General features: G+C 62.0%; 16 protein-coding genes. 9 read left to right on the top strand and 7 right to left on the bottom strand.

Annotation, left to right across the window (positions count from 1 at the left end; translation table 11 throughout):
* Position 1 precedes the first annotated feature (1 nt).
* From AB4P90_RS29380 to AB4P90_RS29360, 5 genes are read right to left on the bottom strand one after another with little or no spacing between them, the layout of a single operon-like run.
* Positions 2-622 carry a 1-acyl-sn-glycerol-3-phosphate acyltransferase gene (locus tag AB4P90_RS29380; protein ID WP_032901856.1) on the bottom strand — a complete coding sequence of 207 codons (621 nt, stop codon included), beginning with the start codon at positions 620-622 and terminating at the stop codon, positions 2-4.
* Between the two features lie 9 nt (positions 623-631).
* The gene (locus AB4P90_RS29375; protein WP_395605563.1) at positions 632-1,075 is read right to left on the bottom strand and encodes a hypothetical protein; all 444 of its coding nucleotides are present in this window, start codon (positions 1,073-1,075) and stop codon (positions 632-634) included.
* On the bottom strand, positions 1,065-2,363 hold the full coding sequence (locus AB4P90_RS29370) for a phosphatase PAP2/dual specificity phosphatase family protein (protein ID WP_395605562.1): 1,299 nt from the start codon (positions 2,361-2,363) through the stop codon (positions 1,065-1,067). The genes AB4P90_RS29375 and AB4P90_RS29370 overlap by 11 nt, the downstream gene beginning before the upstream one ends.
* A 2-nt stretch (positions 2,364-2,365) precedes the next feature.
* A complete protein-coding gene (locus tag AB4P90_RS29365) occupies positions 2,366-4,114 on the bottom strand; it encodes a bifunctional alpha/beta hydrolase/class I SAM-dependent methyltransferase (protein ID WP_122300933.1) in 1,749 nt (582 codons plus the stop codon).
* A 10-nt stretch (positions 4,115-4,124) separates the two neighbouring features.
* The gene (locus AB4P90_RS29360; RefSeq protein ID WP_014720578.1) at positions 4,125-4,745 is read right to left on the bottom strand and encodes a CDP-alcohol phosphatidyltransferase family protein; all 621 of its coding nucleotides are present in this window, start codon (positions 4,743-4,745) and stop codon (positions 4,125-4,127) included.
* Between the two features lie 310 nt (positions 4,746-5,055).
* Between AB4P90_RS29360 and hflK (AB4P90_RS29355) the strand changes: the two genes are divergently transcribed.
* From hflK (AB4P90_RS29355) to cfaB, 8 genes are all read left to right on the top strand, one after another.
* A complete protein-coding gene (hflK, locus tag AB4P90_RS29355; RefSeq protein WP_395605561.1) occupies positions 5,056-6,981 on the top strand; it encodes a protease modulator HflK in 1,926 nt (641 codons plus the stop codon).
* A gap of 9 nt (positions 6,982-6,990) precedes the next feature.
* On the top strand, positions 6,991-7,992 hold the full coding sequence (gene hflC, locus AB4P90_RS29350) for a protease modulator HflC (protein ID WP_165901698.1): 1,002 nt from the start codon (positions 6,991-6,993) through the stop codon (positions 7,990-7,992).
* Positions 7,989-9,023, top strand: a complete 1,035-nt coding sequence (gene hflK / locus AB4P90_RS29345) for a protease modulator HflK (RefSeq protein ID WP_014720575.1) — start codon at positions 7,989-7,991, stop codon at positions 9,021-9,023. Before hflC ends, hflK (AB4P90_RS29345) begins: the two co-directional genes overlap by 4 nt.
* Positions 9,020-10,906 carry a cation-translocating P-type ATPase gene (locus tag AB4P90_RS29340; RefSeq protein ID WP_032901860.1) on the top strand — a complete coding sequence of 629 codons (1,887 nt, stop codon included), beginning with the start codon at positions 9,020-9,022 and terminating at the stop codon, positions 10,904-10,906. Before hflK (AB4P90_RS29345) ends, AB4P90_RS29340 begins: the two co-directional genes overlap by 4 nt.
* 116 nt (positions 10,907-11,022) lie before the next feature.
* On the top strand, positions 11,023-11,274 hold the full coding sequence (locus AB4P90_RS29335) for a membrane protein (protein WP_003195792.1): 252 nt from the start codon (positions 11,023-11,025) through the stop codon (positions 11,272-11,274).
* A gap of 67 nt (positions 11,275-11,341) precedes the next feature.
* Positions 11,342-12,187 carry a DUF692 domain-containing protein gene (locus AB4P90_RS29330; RefSeq protein ID WP_014720573.1) on the top strand — a complete coding sequence of 282 codons (846 nt, stop codon included), beginning with the start codon at positions 11,342-11,344 and terminating at the stop codon, positions 12,185-12,187.
* Positions 12,178-12,966 carry a putative DNA-binding domain-containing protein gene (locus AB4P90_RS29325; RefSeq protein WP_395605560.1) on the top strand — a complete coding sequence of 263 codons (789 nt, stop codon included), beginning with the start codon at positions 12,178-12,180 and terminating at the stop codon, positions 12,964-12,966. The genes AB4P90_RS29330 and AB4P90_RS29325 overlap by 10 nt, the downstream gene beginning before the upstream one ends.
* 87 nt (positions 12,967-13,053) lie before the next feature.
* Complete coding sequence (gene cfaB / locus AB4P90_RS29320; protein ID WP_014720571.1) at positions 13,054-14,238, top strand: C17 cyclopropane fatty acid synthase CfaB; 1,185 nt, start codon at positions 13,054-13,056, stop codon at positions 14,236-14,238.
* A gap of 42 nt (positions 14,239-14,280) precedes the next feature.
* Here the strand turns inward: cfaB and cls are convergent, their stop codons facing one another.
* Positions 14,281-15,720 carry a cardiolipin synthase gene (gene cls, locus AB4P90_RS29315; RefSeq protein ID WP_014720570.1) on the bottom strand — a complete coding sequence of 480 codons (1,440 nt, stop codon included), beginning with the start codon at positions 15,718-15,720 and terminating at the stop codon, positions 14,281-14,283.
* Positions 15,721-15,850: 130 nt separating this feature from the next.
* On the opposite strand from cls, the gene AB4P90_RS29310 reads away from it, so the two are divergent.
* Positions 15,851-16,372, top strand: coding sequence for a DUF3617 domain-containing protein (locus AB4P90_RS29310; RefSeq protein WP_014720569.1), 522 nt, complete (start codon positions 15,851-15,853; stop codon positions 16,370-16,372).
* Here the strand turns inward: AB4P90_RS29310 and AB4P90_RS29305 are convergent.
* Positions 16,369-17,706, bottom strand: a complete 1,338-nt coding sequence (locus AB4P90_RS29305; RefSeq protein ID WP_395605559.1) for a dihydroorotase — start codon at positions 17,704-17,706, stop codon at positions 16,369-16,371. The two genes, AB4P90_RS29310 and AB4P90_RS29305, sit on opposite strands and share 4 nt — an antisense overlap.

Raw genomic sequence — 17,706 nt, 5'->3', positions numbered from 1 at the left:
CTCAGGAATGCTCCGGGGCAAGGGCGAGCAGGGCGTCGCGAGTGCGGGCGAGGAAGGCGGCTTTGTCTTCGCCTTCTTCCAATTGCAGGGGGGCACCGAAGCTGGTGGTGCATAACAACGGCAATGGCAATACGCGACCCTTGGGCATGACCCGGTTCAGGTTGGCTATCCACACAGGGACCAACTCGGCCTGTGGGTAACTCTTTGCCAAGTGATACAAGCCGCTTTTGAACGGCAGCAAGCCATCCTCGAGATTGCGCGTGCCTTCGGGAAAGATGATCAACGAATCGCCGCCTTCCAGGGCCGCGAGCATGGGCATCAGTGGGTTATCCACAGGCTCTTTGCGCTCGCGGTCGATCAGCACGCCATTGAATACGCGGTTGATGATGTAGCGGCGCAACGCGCTCTTGTTCCAGTAATCGCTGCCGGCCACCGGGCGTGTGAACTTGCGCAGGTTCTGCGGCAGTGACGCCCACACCAGCACGAAGTCACCGTGGCTGCTGTGGTTGGCGAAATAGATGCGCTGCACCGGCACTGGCGCGCACCCCAGCCACAGGCTGCGAGCGCCGGTGACGGTGCGGGCCATGGAGGTAATCAGCGTGGCGACCACGGGTTCGAACATGAGGATTCCTTATCCGGCAAAAGGCAGCCAAGGGCTGGCAAGGATGACGCCCAGGGTCAGCAGCGCTTGCGCGCCCAGTAGCCAGGCTTGTTTACGCAACAGTTTGAGAGCGCCGCGCCGGCGTTCGCTCCATGGCCGACCGGCTCGCTTGGGCAATTGCAGGCCAAGGGTTTGCAAGGCTTGGTCAAGGTCTGGCGTGCGGGTAACGTCGCGGGCCAGCAAGGCGAACAGATCGGCGTCAAAGGCCACCCGTAGCGCCCAGTATTTTTGCAGCAGGCCCAGCACGATCATCCGCAGGGCCAGCAGCAGGCAGGTCGTCGAAATACTGGCCAACAACAGTTGGGCAAGGCCGAACAGTACGCCGAGCAACGTCAGGCCTGTGGATAACTGATCCAGGGAACGGCCACGACGTAGCAGGCTGGCGACTACCTGGAGTTCCATATCAGCGGGCATAATGCAAACCCTCCAACGCTTTACGGTGTGCGGGGTGCAGGACCACAGTGGCCCGTGCTGTACGAATAATAGCCAGTGCTTGGTCAACCGTTGCGGCGCGCCCGGTGGTCAGCAGCCAGGCGGCGACGGCAGTCGCGCTACGGGAATAACCGAGGGCGCAGCACACCAGCAAGGGGCCACTCATTCGCAGACGTTCAATGGCGTGCGCGGCCTTCAGGCATTCGTCGGCTGTCGGGGTGATCAGGTCCAGTACCGGCACGCAGGCATAAGCACGGCCCTGTGGATTAATCGGCAGTTCGGCACACAGATCGACAATGGCTTTGAACGGGCCTTGCTCAGAGGTTGTAGGAACACGCCCCAGCCAGACGTTATCCACAATCAGATCCGGCTGTGGATGTTTGCGTGTCCACAGCCGCGAATTGGTCCACGCCCCTGCCAAGTAAGGCGCATACAGCCAGCGAGCGGCAGGCGTCAGGCGGCCATTTGTACGTTTTTGAAAGCCCGGCGCGCCGATCACCAGGTAGTTGGCGCTGATCAAGCCGAGGGAAACCGCTGGCCACAGCAACCACAGCCAGCCGCCGCGAAGTAACAAACCCAGCGTCAGCAGTACTATCGCACCCAGCCCATAGCGAACAGCCAGGCGCCAGCGTTGGGTATCGCGCGTTAACCGGGCACTCAACAATGGGCTCGGGTGTTCCACCGGCCATAACCACACGCACAACCACCCCGCGAGGGCGCCTGTGGGTAAGTCGATAAAGTGATGTTGATAAGTAGTCAGCACCGAGATGCCGATCAGCGCAAACCAGCCATGCACCACCCAGCGCCAAATCCCCTGGGTGTGCCGCTGATACATGACCCACAGGATCACCAGCAGCGCGATATGCAGTGAAGGCGCCTGGTTGAACGGTTTGTCGAAACCGGCCAGCACGGCGAACAGCCAGCCGAACACACCGTCCAGTTCCGGTCGCTCGAAGGTGAAGCGCAATGGCCAGATCAGGAAGCAACTCACGGCAATCACCTGCGCACTCAGCAGGCGCCGTGCATGTTGTTTCAACTCATGCCGTGTATTGGGCAGCAGCAGGGAGAAGCCGTAGAGCAGGTCGATGGACCAGTAGGGCACGATGGTCCAGGCCCAGAACGGCATGTGTGTTTCCCAGCCGAACACCAGCGTGCCGACGTCGCTGCGCTGGCTGGTGACCCAGGTGGCAAAGCCATAGGTGCTGAAAAACAGCGGCGCCAACAGCAGCAGCCAGAGCACCGCAGGTTTCAATAAACCGGGTTCGCGCATGTTCAGATCTTCTGTGCCAGGGACACGGTGAAAATGCCCCACTCATCCACGCGCTGGGTGATCTTGCGAAAGCCCGCCGCTTCGACGAGTTGGTCCATTTCCGCCTGGCTGCGCCGGCGCATCACCCAGGCCTGGCCCTGCCGGTGGCTGGTGAGCGCACGGGCAATTAGCTCCAACTGCGGGTGCCACGGCTGCCCGGTGTAGACAAGGTAACCACCTGGCTCCACGGCTTCGGCCAAGCCCGCCAGCGAGCCGCCGACCATGGCGTTATCGGCGAACAATTCGTACAGGCCGGATACCACGGCCAGCGTCGGCTTAGGGGCCAGGGCAGCCAGGTCAGCGCGGTCGAACGCATCGCCTTTGACGAACTGGGCGATGTCCCCCAGGCCCTTCTCGCGAATCAGCGCGCCACCGTCGCGCACGTTGATGTCGCTGTAGTCGCGCAGCAGGATCGATTCCGGCAGCGGCGATACGCCTTGCAAGGCTTCCAGGATGTAGCGGCCGTGGCCGGCGGCGATGTCGACAATGCGCACTTCGCGTTGGTCATCACGCAGCTTGGCCATGGCCAGGCGCAGCAGCTCTTCGACGTTCAGCTTGCGTTGGCGAATACCGCGCCAGCCAATGGAATTGAGGTAGTTGGTATCGATCATCCGCCCCAGCCCGCCCTTGCCGGCAGGCTTATTGCGATACACGTAGTCCAGGGTGCTGCCGGAATCGAAGCCGGTGTCGAAGCCCAGCTTCACGCCGTCCGAAAGGTTCTTGCCCAGGCCCATGCTGGCGCGGGTCATGCGCCAGTACAGGTCGCGCAGGGAGTTGCGTGGCAGCGGCGCGGCGAGGGATTCGGATTCGGCGCACGTGGCGCCAAGTTTGTCTGCATCCAGTAAAGAAGCGCGGTCCAGCGGGTGGGCGAAGTTCTGCAAGATAAAGCGCTTGGCGCTGGTCACAGCCACGATGCGATCACGTTCGCCGAGGGTGTCGTGAAAAAAGCCGGGGAGGATATGCAGCTCTTTTTTAAGGCTGCCGAGGCGGTCGAAGAACTGCTGCTGGGGTTTACGGTGCACCACAAAGTCGGAGCCCGAAATAAGCAGTTGGGTCGGCACCTGGATCGCCTGGGCATCGGCTACAACCCGGTCGGCGGCTTCGTACAGGCCCAGCAGCACATTCACCGAGATGGCCTTGGTGATCAAGGGGTCGCTGTCGTAGGACGCCACCCGTTCCGGATCATGGCTGAGGAACTTGGCCTTGACGTAACTGTTGACGAAAAAGTTGCCGCGAAACTTGCGCATCAGTGCCAGGCCCGGGCGGGCGAGGGGCACATACAGCTTGACCTTGAAGGCTGGCGAGGCGAGCACCAGGGCGCGGATTTTTGGCGCGTAATCATGAACCCAGGTGGCCGCAATCACCGCGCCGACGCTTTGGGCGATGACGGCGATGTCTTCCTCTTCGATGCTGTAGGTGGCATTGATGTGATCACAGAACGTCTGCACGTCGCGGGCGCTGGTGGCAAAGCTGGGGCTGTCGCCGCGCTCGCCTGGGGATTGGCCGTGGCCACGGGCGTCCCAGGCGAAGAAGTCGAATTCAGGCAGGCCCAGTTCATCCACCAGGTGGGCAATACGCCCCGAATGCTCATGGCCGCGATGGAACAACAGGATCGCCTTGCGCGGCCCGGCGCCTGCCGTGGCCGGCCAGTGCCGGTAGAAAAGCTCGACGCCATCATGGGTACTGAAGGTGTGCTCTTGCTGTTCGCGCATCGCAAAATCCTTATGCAGAAGGGAGAGATTGTTGTTCTTTGAGGCCCTGACGCACCCGGTTGACCAAGGTATAGGCGAGCAGGGCGGCCACCAGCCACATCACCGCCTCGACCCAACCGGCGCCGAGCCAGCCCAGCGCCACGCCAGTGGCCAACACACCGAGTACGAACGCCCGATCACTCTTGCCCATGGGCCCGTCATAACGGCGCGACGCGCCCACCATCGGCCCCAGCACCCCGGCGTATTCGCTGAATACCGCCAGCAGCGTCACCAGCAGCACCGGCGCCAGGCTCACATCGGGGATCAATGCAAAGGGCAGGATTAGCGCGCTATCGGCGATCACGTCGCACAATTCATTGAGGTAAGCACCGAGGCGCGACTGTTGGCCGAATTCCCGGGCCAGCATGCCATCGATGGCATTGAGCGCCATGCGCACAATCATCCACAGCGGGATCAGTGCAAACAGCCAGAGGTGTTGGGCAAAGCCCGCGATCAACAGCCCCACCAGCAGGGAAACAACCCCGGCCAGCACGGTGATCTGGTTGGCGGTGGTGCCGTTGTCATAAAGGCGCTGCACGAGAGGCCGCAGCAGGTTTTGAAAACGCGGTTTGAGTTGGTAGATGGAAATCATGGGGGTGGCGCTTCCTTGTCCGTGAACCCGCGAAAAACTGTTTTGGAGTGTGCCGACTAATCGCAGCCGACACCAGTGATGGCTCGTGTTTATAGGGGGTTAGTCACAATCAGAAGAACACCATGAGAACAAATGTGGGAGGGGGCTTGCCCCCGATTGCGGTGTACCAGTAACTAATCAGTCGGTTGACACACTGCTATCGGGGGCAAGCCCCCTCCCACAAGGGATTCAGGGTGAATTCAAAAGCGAACAAAAATTTCACGCTTCGTGTTATATCGTAACGAATTGTGTACAAGTGGGCGTTGAGCAGATGCAAGTGGATCTAGAGGCTGACGGGGCTTCGGTTGAAGGCCTCGCGCGTTTTCAGCAGGGGCTGTTCCACGCCCGTCGATTGCGCCAAGCCGGTATCGGCCTGACAACCCTGGCCCTCAGTGGTTGGATATTGGCGCTGTTCGTAGCGTTGTTTGCCCCGCTGTCGATCTGGCCGGTGGTATTGATCAACTGCGCGTCGGCCTTGCTGCTGCTGGTGGCCGGTTTGCAATCGGCCTGGTGGGTGGCCGATTGGCGTGCCCAGGCGTTGGAAGCGCCGAGCGGTGAAGCGGTCGAACAATCCATCGAGCCCACTCCCTGGCATAAAGGCCTGATCAACCGGTTCGGCAACGGCCTGTTGGCGCAGATTGGCGCGCCGGTGCTGTGGTTGGGCGGCTGGTCGCTGTTGGCGCTGGTCAGCATCCTGCAGTTCTGGAACCTGGGCTTGCCCGCTGCTGCCATCGGGCAGTCGGCAAGTATTGGCGCAGCGCTCGCTTTGGCCCTGGCGTTTGGCCTGCTGGTATTCGAACGCCGCCTGGCCCAGGAAACCGCTGCCCAATGGCCGGAAGCCTCACAGTTGGCGCAGTTGAGCCGGATGGCAATTATCTGTCTGGTGCTCAGCGCGATCTGCCTGCTGTTTGCCAATGCGGAGTCGGTCTGGCCGCTGCGCCTGGCCACTCTCATCGGGCTGTTGCCAGCGTTGGTAGCGTTGGAGTTCCTGCTCAGGGGCGTGCTGTCGCTGTTCAGCCCGCGTCAGCCGCGCCTTGAGCCGCGCTTGATGGCGCAGAGTTTCATTGCCGGCCTGCTGCGTTGGCCGCCTCAGCCCTTGCTGGCGTTGCAGCATGAGTTGCACAACCGCTTTGGCATCGACCTGCGCCAGATCTGGGCCTTTACATACATGCGCCGGGCGTTTTTCCCGGTGTTGCTGGTGGTGCTGGCGGTAGGTTGGGCGCTGACCGGTCTGCATGAAGTGCCCCTGCAAGGCCGTGGGATTTACGAGCGTTTTGGTAAACCGGTCGAGGTGTTCGGCCCCGGCCTGCATGCCGGTTTGCCGTGGCCGTTGGGCCGCGTGCTGAACGTGGAAAACGGCGTGGTGCATGAGCTGGCGACCAGCGTCAGTGACGCCGCCACACCGCAGCTGGCCGCCGCCGAAGGCCCGGCGCCGTTGATCGCCAACCGCCTGTGGGACGCCAGCCATGTGAATGACAAATCCCAGGTTATTGCCAGCAGCAGCGGCGACAAGCAGGGCTTCCAGATCGTCAATATGGACGTGCGCTTTGTCTACCGCATCGGCCTCACCGATCAGGCCGCGCTTGCCGCCACCTACAACAGCGCGGATATCCCGACCCTGATCCGCAGCACCGCCAGCCGCATCCTGGTGCACGATTTTGCCTCGCGCACCCTGGATGAGTTGCTCGGGGAAGAGCGCACCAGCCTCGCGGACGAGATTGCTCGCAGCGTGCAAGCCGACCTGCAAACCCTCGACAGCGGAGTGGAAATCCTCGCCACGGTGGTCGAGGCGATCCACCCGCCGGCCGGTGCCGCCAATGCTTATCACGGTGTGCAGGCCGCGCAGATCGGCGCCCAGGCGCTGATCGCCCGTGAACGCGGTGCAGCCAGCGAACAGACCAATCAGGCGCTGCTTCAAGCCAGTACCGCCCGCGATCAGGCCCAGGCCAGTGCCCGCGAAGTGAATGCCGGCGCCCAAGCAGCGAACCTGCGCTTTGCCGCCGAACAAAAGGCCTACGCCGCTGCGGGCCAAGCCTTCGTGCTGGAACAGTACCTGGGCCAACTGAGCCAGGGCCTGGCCCAGGCCAAGCTGCTTATTCTGGATCATCGTTTGGGTGCCGACAGTGCGCCGACGATCGATCTGCGTTCTTTTACCTTGCCCGCCGACCCGTCGGCGCCGCGCAAAGCCGTTCAATAAGGAGTCTGTCTGTTGAGCGCTCATTCCCACGATCATGATCACGGTCATCACCACCATCACGGCCACCACCATCACCATCACGGCGATGAGCAGGCGGCCGGGCCTTTTCCCTGGCGGCGCATGGCGTGGGCGGTGTTGCTGGTGCTGTTTGCCATGGCAGCGGCAAGCCTGGTGCAAGTGCGTTCCGGTGAGGCCACGGTGATTACCCGCTTCGGCAACCCGGCGCGCGTGCTGCTGGAGCCGGGCCTGGGCTGGCGCTGGCCGGCACCGTTCGAAGCGGCGATCCCGGTGGACCTGCGTCTGCGCACCACCTCCAGCGGCCTGCAGGATGTGGGCACCCGCGATGGCTTGCGGATTATTGTGCAGGCCTATGTGGCGTGGCAGGTGCAGGGCGATGCCGACAACGTGCAGCGCTTTATGCGTGCGGTGCAGAACCAGCCGGATGAGGCGGCGCGGCAGATTCGCACCTTTGTCGGCTCGGCGCTAGAAACCACGGCGGCCAGCTTTGACCTGTCCAGCTTGATCAACACCGACGCCAGCCAAGTGCGCATTTCCGATTTTGAAGCGCAGTTGCGCCAGCAGATTGATCAACAATTGCTCACCACCTATGGTGTGCGCGTGGCGCAGGTCGGTATCGAGCGTTTGACGTTGCCATCGGTGACCCTCACCGCCACGGTTGACCGCATGCGCGCCGAGCGTGAGACCATCGCCACCGAACGCACCGCCGTGGGTAAGCGCGAAGCGGCGCAGATCCGCTCCGCTGCCGAGCGAGATGCGCGCATCATGCAGGCCGATGCCACCGTGAAAGCCGCCGATATCGAAGCGCAGTCGCGGGTTGAAGCCGCGCAGATTTATGGCCGCGCCTACGCTGGCAATCCGCAGCTGTACAACCTGCTGCGTTCGCTGGATACCTTGGGCACGGTGGTCACGCCGGGGACCAAGATCATCCTGCGCACCGACGCTGCGCCGTTCCGCGCCCTGGTGGATGGGCCGAAGGACCTGCAGCCATGAGCGAGCCTGAAAGCCCGGACAGCCCGTGGATCCAGGCCGGGCGCCTGACGTTCCTGGCACTGTACGCGGTCACCGTATTGGCGGCGTTGGCCTGGGCCTTTTCCAATGTGCGCCAGATCGACCCGCAGAATCGCGCCGTGGTCTTGCACTTCGGCGCCCTTGATCGCATTCAGAACGCCGGGTTGTTGCTGGCCTGGCCGCAACCTTTTGAGCAAGTCATCCTGCTGCCAGCGGCCGACCGGGTGATCGAACGCCGGGTGGAAAACCTGCTGCGTTCCGACGCGGCGTTGCAGGCCGATCGCGTGGCCAGTTTCGCCACGCCGTTAAGCGATGCCCTGGCCGGTTCCGGCTACCTGCTGACCGGTGATGCCGGGGTGGTTCAACTGGACGTGCGGGTGTTCTACAAGGTGACCGAGCCCTACGCCTTTGTGTTGCAGGGCGACCACGTGCTGCCTGCCCTGGACAGACTGGTGACACGCAGCGCCGTGGCCCTCACCGCTGCGCGGGATCTGGACACCATCCTGGTAGCCCGCCCGGAACTGATCGGCAGCGACAATGGCGCCGCCGAACGGCGTGAGCGGCTGCGCGGCGACCTGGTGCAAGGCATCAACAAACGCCTGGCGGAGTTGGCGGCCAGCGGCTTGGGGCTGGGTATCGAAGCCACCCGCGTCGATGTGCAATCGAGCCTGCCTGGGCCTGCGGTGAATGCATTCAACGCGGTACTGACCGCTAGCCAGCAGGCTGATAAAGCCGTGGCCAACGCCCGCACTGAAGCGGAAAAACTCACCCAGACCGCCAACCAGGAAGCTGATCGCCAGGTGCAAGTCGCCCATGCCCAGGCCAGTGAGCGCTTGGCCAATGCCCAGGCGCAGACCGCTACCGTTGCCAGCCTGGCCCAGGTCAAAGATCCCGGTTTGCTGTTGCGCCTGTACCGTGAACGCTTGCCGAAGATTCTCGGCCAGGCCGGTTCAGTGACCACTGTCGATCCCAAAGACGACTCCCGCTTGATCATCCAGGGAGCCGAACAATGAGCGCACCCATGCTGACCTCTGCCGAACAGCGCAGCGCTGCCCGGCAATTGACCTTGGCGATGCTCGCCCTGGGCTTGCTCGTGCTGGGCCTGGTGTGGCGCTGGCTCGCGCCGGACCAGAGCGGCGTCAGCCAGCTGCTGCTGGGCGTGGCTTCGCTGTTGGTGGCGGTGCCGGTGATGCGTTCAGCCTGGTACAGCCTGCGCTTTCCAAGCCTGCACGGCATCACCGATCAATTGATCGCCCTGGCCATGCTCGGCGCCTGGGCCACCGGTGATCTGCTCACCGCCGCGTTGCTGCCGATCATCATGATCTTCGGCCATGTGCTGGAAGAGCGCAGCGTGATTGGCTCCCAGGAAGCGATCCATGCCCTGGGCAAACTCACCCGCAGCCATGCACGCCTGGTGCAGGCGGACGGCAGCATCACCGAAGTGGATAACGGCACCTTGAACACCGGCGATATCGTCGAAGTGCGAGCCGGTGACCGCGTGCCGGCCGATGGCGTGGTGTTGTCCGGCCAGGCGAGCCTGGACACGGCGCCGATCACCGGCGAGTCGGTGCCGTTGGAAGCCAGCGTGGGCGTGCAGGTGTTTGGTGGGGCGATCAACCTCGATGGCCTGCTGCGCCTTGAGGTCACGCGCACCGGTAACGAATCGACGTTGGGCAAAGTTATTGCGCTGATGCAGAACGCCGAGCGGTCCAAGCCACCGATCACCCGGCTGCTGGAGCGTTATGCCGGCAGCTACATGGTGCTGGTGTTGCTGCTGGCGGCCGTCACCTGGTTTGTCACCAATGACGCCCAGGCGATGCTCGCGGTGCTCGTGGCTGCGTGCCCCTGTGCCTTGGTGCTGTCGGCACCGGCCACGGCGATTGCCGGGATTGCCGTGGCGGCGCGCCATGGCATCCTGATTCGCAGCTCGGCGTTCCTCGAAGAACTGGCCGACCTGACATCACTGGTGGTCGACAAGACCGGCACCCTGACCTTTGGCACCCTGCGCTTGCAGTCCATCGAGACTACCGCGCCGGATCGCCAAAAGCTGCTGAACCTGGCGGCCAGCCTTGGTTCGGCAAGCAGTCACCCGGTCAGCCGAGCGTTGGCGGGGTTGGCGAGCCAGGAGCAGATGCGGGTGCTTAGCGACATCCGCGAGCGTCAGGGCCTGGGCGTGGTCGCCCAGACCGAGCAGGGCGAAGCGGCGCTGGGGCGGCCGGAGTTATTTGAACAGTTGGGCATCGTCACCACCGCCGTGCCCGCCCATGATGGCCCGATTGCCGGGCTGGCGTTGAACGGCGAGTTCCTCGCCTGGCTGCTGTTGGCCGACAGCGTCAAACCCGAAGCGCGCCAGGCCCTGCAAGAGCTGCGTGACTTGGGCCTGGGCCGCCAACTGCTGCTGACCGGCGACCGCCAAAGCGTGGCCGACAGCCTGGCGCTGGACGTGGGCATCAGTGATGTCGAAGCCCAAGCGCTGCCGGAAGACAAGCTCAACCGCGTGCTGGGCGAAATCAGCAGTGGCTTCCGGCCAATGGTGGTGGGCGATGGCATCAACGACTCCCTGGCGCTCAAGGCCGGCGTGGTCGGCGTGGCCATGGGCGCGGGCGGTGCCGACATCGCCCTGGCCTCGGCGGACGTGGTGCTGATCGGCAGCGACTTGCGCCGCTTGGGCACCTGTGTGCGCTTGAGTCGCCAGTGCCGGCAGACGTTGCAGGTCAATGTGATCATTGGCTTGGGCTGGACACTGGCCATCGTGGTGTTCGCCGCATTTGGCTGGCTGGGGGCGGCGGGCGCGATGATCGCGGCGGTGCTGCATAACCTCAGCACCTTGTTGGTATTGGGGAACGCCGGGCGTTTACTGCGCTTCCAGGAGCCGCTGTTGAAGCTCGACGAATAATTTCACAAATATTTGCACACGGCTGTAACGCCGACAGGGGGCCTCACTCTAGTGCTGTGTCGAGACTGAACAATCCGTTCAGATCGGCTCCACTACTGATCATGAGGAATACAACAATGAGCATTAAATCCGCTGCTGCTGGTGCCGCCCTCGCAATGGCCGCTGCTTCTCTGTTCGCGGGTGTGGCCACCCAGGTACAAGCGGCAGACGCCACCGTTCACTGCTACGGCGTGACCTCCTGCAAAGGCATGAACGACTGCAAAACCAAGGACCACGCGTGCAAGGGCCAGGGCGAGTGCAAAGGGATGGGCTTCAAGGCCATGACCAAATCGGCCTGTGACGCCGCTGGCGGTAAAGTCGGCGAGTAACCGGCAAACGAGTGCAACCGCGGCGGCTGCCTGCCACCGCTGCGGACACTTTGCCCTGGAGTGAGTCATGTCCGCGTCCCTTCCAAGTCTGGGTTACGGCCTGGGTTTACGCAGTGAGTACTACCACCAGATCCTTGAACAGTCGCCGGCTGTGGATTGGTTCGAAGTGATCTCCGAGAACTACCTGGTGCAGGGCGGCAAGGCCTTGTACTACCTGGATGCGATAGCCGAGCGTTACCCCTTGGTGATGCACGGTGTGTCGTTGTCCATCGGCGGGCCACATGCCCTCGATATGGATTACCTGAATCACATCAAACAGCTCGCAGAGCGCATTCAGCCGGCATGGATTTCCGATCACCTGTGCTGGAGCCGTGGCAGCGCGCACCAGTTACATGATTTGTTACCCCTGCCTTACACCGAAGAAAGCCTTTACCACGTGGCCGGCCGTGTACGTCAGGTGCAGGACGTGTTGCAGCGACCGCTGGTACTGGAAAATGTCTCCAGCTACGTGCGTTCCAAGGCGGATGAATTCACCGAGTGGGAGTTCCTCAACGCCTTGGCCCACCTGAGCGGATGCCAGTTGCTGCTGGACGTCAACAACGTCTATGTCAGCGCACGTAACCATGGTTTTGATGCCTGGACCTTCATTCGCAACCTGCCACCCGAAAGCATTCGCCAGCTGCATTTGGCAGGGCATATGGACTATGGCGACTATGTGGTCGATACCCATGACCATCCAGTGTGCGACCCGGTGTGGGCGCTGTATCAGCAGACTCTCGAACATCTGGGCCCCGTGTCGACGCTGCTGGAACGCGATGACCATTTTCCACCCTTCGAAGAATTACTCACCGAGTTGAACAAAGCCCGTGAGTTGGGTGCCAGCGCCTTGGCCCGGAGAGCGTTATGCGCCTGATCGACTGGCAGTTGGCGTTTGAACAGCATCTATTATCCGAAGCGCCCCCGGCCAACAGCGGCTTTGCCGCCACCTTGCTGGGAGGGCCGACGTTGGATGTGGACACCGGCCTGGCGATTTACCACAACGCCTATCTTTCGCGACTGCAAGAGGTGCTGCGCCATGACTTCGGTGCCATCTGGTATTGGCTGGGAGATGAGCAGTTTTGCTCACTGACCGATGCCTATATCCGCCGTTATCCCTCGGCCCATTACAGCGTGCGCTGGTTGGGCGAGCGCTTTGCGATGTTTATCGTTGAGCATTTCATGGCTGCGCAAAGTGCGCCTTTGGCTGAGTTGGCACGCCTGGAGTGGGCGTTCACCTTGGCGTTTGACGCCGCCGAAGGGGAGCCGCTGACCTTGAATGACATGGCGCATTTGGCGCCTGAAGACTGGCCCAGCTTGCAGGTTGCGCTGGCGCCTTCGGTGCAGCAGTTGCTTTGCCGTTTCAACACGGTGGCGATCTGGCGAGCCAGCAAGGATGAGTCGGATTTCCCCGGCAGCCAGGCGCTGGAACCGGCGCAGATCTGCCTGGTGTGGCGCAACCAGAACCGCTGCCACTACCGCAGCCTGGAAGCCGCTGAAGCCTGTGCGCTGTCGGGCATGGTGACCATGGGCTGGAATTTTTCAGAACTGTGTACTGAGCTGACGGTCACTTATTCAGAGGGGGCGTCGCTGCAAGCGGCCACTTGGCTGAAACAGTGGGTCCAGGAAGGTTTGCTCGAGCGCCGAGCGCCATAGAAGGGGAGCTATTCATTCGATAGCTTCCTACTTTGTTTGGCATGGTCTACCCTCACAGCAGACGTCTGAAACAAGGGGGGACTACTCATGCTCGCGCAACTTCCACCGGCCTTACAGAATCTTCAGCTACCGCTGCGTCTTCGACTCTGGGACGGCCATGAATTCAACTTGGGCCCTGAGCCCAGTGTCACCATCGTGGTCAAGGACCCCACGGTTGTATCCAGGCTGACCCATCCAACACTCGACTCACTGGGCGAAGCCTTCGTCGAGGGCAAGCTGGAGCTGGAAGGCTCCATCACCGAAGTGATCAGGGTATGTGACGAGTTGAGTCACGCTTTGGTCGATGACGACGAGGAGAGTCGTCCGGTGCGCTCGATTCACGATAAGGCCACCGACGCGGCGGCCATTTCCTACCATTACGACCTGTCCAACGAGTTCTACCAGCTATGGCTGGACCAGGACATGGCCTACTCCTGCGGTTATTTCGAAACCGGCAGCGAGTCGATCGATCAGGCCCAACAAGACAAATTCCGCCACCTGTGCCGCAAGTTGCGGCTGCAGCCGGGTGAGTATCTGCTCGATGTGGGCTGCGGCTGGGGCGGGCTGGCGCGTTATGCCGCACGTGAGTTCGGGGTCAAGGTGTTCGGCATCACCTTGAGCAAGGAACAACTGGCGCTGGCCAAGGAGCGGGTGAAAGCCGAAGGCCTGGAAGACCAGGTCGACCTGCAATTACTCGACTACCGCGACCTGCCCCAGGACGGTCGTTTCGACAAAGTCGTGAGCGTGGGCATGTTCGAACACGTCGGCCACGCCAACCTGGCGCAATACTGCCGGACCCTGTTCGGCGCAGTGCGTGAAGGCGGCCTGGTGATGAACCATGGCATCACCGCCAAGCACACCGACGGCCGCCCCGTAGGCCGTGGAGCCGGCGAGTTTATCGAGCGCTACGTGTTCCCTAATGGTGAACTGCCGCACCTGGCCATGATGACCGCCGAGATCAGCGAAGCAGGGCTGGAAGTGGTCGATGTCGAAAGCCTGCGTATGCATTACGCCCGCACATTGGACCATTGGAGCGAACGCCTGGAAGACAACCTAGAAGCAGCGGCGAAGATGGTGCCAGAGCAGGCGCTACGCATCTGGCGGCTGTACCTGGCCGGTTGCGCTTATGCATTTGCCCGTGGCTGGATCAACCTGCACCAGATACTGGCAGTGAAACCCCATGCTGATGGCGGGCATGAACTGCCGTGGACGCGGGAAGATCTCTACCGTTGACCACCAGGCACTGAAGCTCCCACATTGGTTTTGTATTGGCGGTTAGAGGATGGGTGAGATCAGGCGTGCAATGCGCATCCCCAGTTGTTGCAGGCGACGGGTCTCGCGGCTTTCTTCCTGGCTGACTTCATGGGCCAGGGCAAAGTCATCCAGCAACATTTGTTCAACCTGGCTGGCGAAGGCTTCATCCACCGTCAGCAGCATCACTTCAAAATTCAGCCGGAACGAACGGTTGTCCATGTTGGCGCTGCCAATGGCGCTGATTTCGCTGTCTACCAACACCACCTTCTGATGCAAAAAGCCCGGTGTGTAGCGAAACACTCGCACGCCTGCTCGCACCGCTTCGTTGGCGTACAGGCTGGATGCGGCATATACGATGCGGTGGTCGGGCCGTGACGGCAGCAGCAGGCGCACATCGACTCCGCGCAATACCGCCAGGCGCAGGGCGGCAAACACCGCCTCGTCGGGGATGAAATAGGGGCTGGTGATCCACACCCGCTTGGTCGCGGCATGGATGGCCTCGACGAAAAACAGCGAGCAGGTTTCATAAGGGTCCGCTGGCCCACTGGCAAGCAACTGGCAGAGCACGCCGTCTTCCGGGTAGGCGTCCGGCAGGATCAGCGGCGGCAGTTCCCGTGCGGCCCAGAACCAGTCCTCGGCAAACGACTCCTGCAGGCATGCCACCACTGGGCCTGCGACCTGCACATGGGTATCGCGCCATGGCGCCAGCGGCGGTTTTTTACCCAGGTATTCATCGCCTACGTTATGCCCGCCGACAAAACCGGTGATGCCGTCCACCACGACGATCTTGCGATGGTTACGGAAGTTGACCTGGAAGCGATTGAGCCAGCCACTGCGGGTGGCGAATGCCTTGACCTGCACGCCAGCGTCACGCAGCGCTTGCACATAACGATGGGGCAGGGCGTGACTGCCGATGCGGTCGTACAGCACATAAATGGCCACGCCCTGAGCGGCTTTTTCCCTCAACAGGGCCTGCAATTGACGGCCCAGTTCGTCATCGTGAATGATGAAAAACTGGAACAGCACGGCGGTCTTTGCGTTACGGATAGCCTCGAAGATCGCGCCGAACGTGGCATCGCCATTGATCAACAGGCGCACTTCGTTGTTGGCCAGGCACGGCATGCGGCCCAGCTTGGGCATGGCGCGCAAGGAGGCATAGGCGCTGGAATTGCGCGCCGCGAGCGCTTCCTCCACCCAGGGGCGCCAGTTCAATTCGGTGATGGCCGTGTGCATTTCCTGGTTGGCCTGGCGACGGGCCTGGATGTACGCGTCGAAGGTGCTGCGGCCAAAAATCAGGTAGGGGATCAGCGTCAGGTAGGGCATGAACATCAGTGACAACGCCCAGGCGATCGAGCCTTGTGCGGTGCGCACCGTCAGTACTGCGTGGATCGCGGCGAGCGTTCCGAGAAAGTGCAGCGTGGCAATGACGTAGGCGAGCAGGTGCGGGCCAAAGAAATCCATGAACGACGTAACTCCAGGCAGTCCAGTGCGTAACAGACCATGAACGGCTGTGAATGTCGCTATTTTATTTGCCATGCAACACTGGCTGCTTTGCGACGTCTAACGCCCACAATTACCCAGGAGTTACCCGATGAATGCTCGTCTGCTTGGTTTGGCCATGGTTGTTGGTTTGTCGCTGCCTGTGGCGGCACAGGCGCAGATGCTGGCGCCGGGCTTGTGGGAATTGACCACCAGCAATATGAAAGTCGATAACCAGGACCTGCCGGACTTGTCGCTGATCCTCGGTCAACTCAAGCAACAGATGACCCCTGAACAGCGCGCCATGCTCGAAAAACAAGGCATTAACATGGCCGGTAAAGGCGTACAGGTGTGCCTGACCCCGGCCCAGGTGGCCTCCGATTCGATCCCCCTGACCGACCCTCAATCGGGCTGCAAACAGGAAGTCACCGACAAGAGCGGCAACCAGTGGAAGTTCCGCTTCAGTTGCCCGAAAGCCCAGGGCACTGGGGTGGCAACGTTTCAGAGCCAGAAAGAATTCACCACCAGCGTCAACGGTACCTTCAATGCCACCGGGATCCAGCAGAAGGGTAGCCTGGACAGCCACGCTCAGTGGCTGGGCAACGATTGCGGTTCGGTCAAACCCCGCGCTTAACGCCCGAACTGCAGGGGCAAGCCCTGGCAACTGTTGACCACCTGGCCGTTGTGCCAGGCCAGGTGGCCGCTGACCAGTGTGGTACTCACGCTGTGGCGAAAGCTGCGTTCTGCAAAGGGTGTCCAGCCGCAGCGGGCGAGAATAGGCTGGCTGTTGACCGGCTTGCCGGCAGGCTCCGGTTTGATCAGTACCAGGTCGGCCCAGTAGCCTTCGCGCACGTAGCCGCGATCAGCGATGGCAAACAGGTCGGCCACGCGGTGGCTGGTCTTGGCTACCAGAGTGGTCAAGGGCAAATGCCCGTCGGCCACCAACTCCAGTAACGCCGGCAGGGCATGCTGCACCAGAGGCAAGCCCGAGGGTGCTTGCCGATAGCCCAACTGTTTTTGCGCCCAGGTATGCGGCGCATGGTCGGTGCCAATCACATCCAGACGATCACTCAATAATGCCAGGCGCAGCGCGTCGCGGTCGGTGCGGGTCTTGATCGCCGGGTTGCATTTGATCTGGTGGCCGAGGTGGTGGTAATCGCGGTCATCGAACAGCAGGTGGTGCAGGCAGACCTCGGCGGTGATGTGCTTGTCGGCCAGGGGCTTGTCTTCGAACAACGCCAGTTCCCGCGCGGTGGTCAGGTGCAACACATGCAGGCGCGTGCCATGGCGTTTGGCCAATTCCACGGCAAACGATGACGAGCGATAACAGGCCTCGGCATCGCGGATCAGCGGGTGGGCGACTGCGGGAATATGCTCGCCGAAGCGTTCGCGCAGGCGTTGCTCGTTGGCCAGGATGCTGGGCGTGTGTTCGCAGTGAGCGAGCAGGATGGTCGGCACCTCGGCAAACAGGCGCTCCAGAACGCGTGGGTCGTCCACCAGCATATTGCCGGTGGATGCGCCCATGAACACTTTGACTCCAGCCACTTCACGAGGAGCGAGGGCCGCGACGGTGTCGAGGTTGTCGTTGCTCACGCCAAAATGAAAGCCGTAGTTGGCCACTGAATGCAGTGCGGCACGGCGCTTTTTATCGGCCAGGGCTTCCAGGTTCAAGGTGGCCGGGTGAGTGTTGGGCATATCCATGAAGCTGGTGATACCACCGGCCACCGCCGCGCGGGATTCGCTGTAGAAGCTGCCTTTTTCCGGCGTACCGGGTTCGCGAAAGTGCACCTGGTCGTCGATCATGCCTGGCAGCAGCCACTGGCCGTTGGCATCGATTTCCACCGGTTCGTTATCGCCTTGAATGCTGGCGGCAATCTTCTCGATACGACCATTGGCGATCAGTACGTCGGCGTCGAATACCTGGCCCTCGTTGACCAGGCGGGCGTTGCGGATCAGCAGGCGGCTCAT

The organism is Pseudomonas sp. B16120 (assembly GCF_044218845.1).
Classification (GTDB): Bacteria; Pseudomonadota; Gammaproteobacteria; order Pseudomonadales; family Pseudomonadaceae; genus Aquipseudomonas; species Aquipseudomonas paracarnis.
The sequence above is the reverse complement of the archived record's forward strand: the minus strand, read 5'-3'. Positions and strand labels throughout refer to the sequence as shown.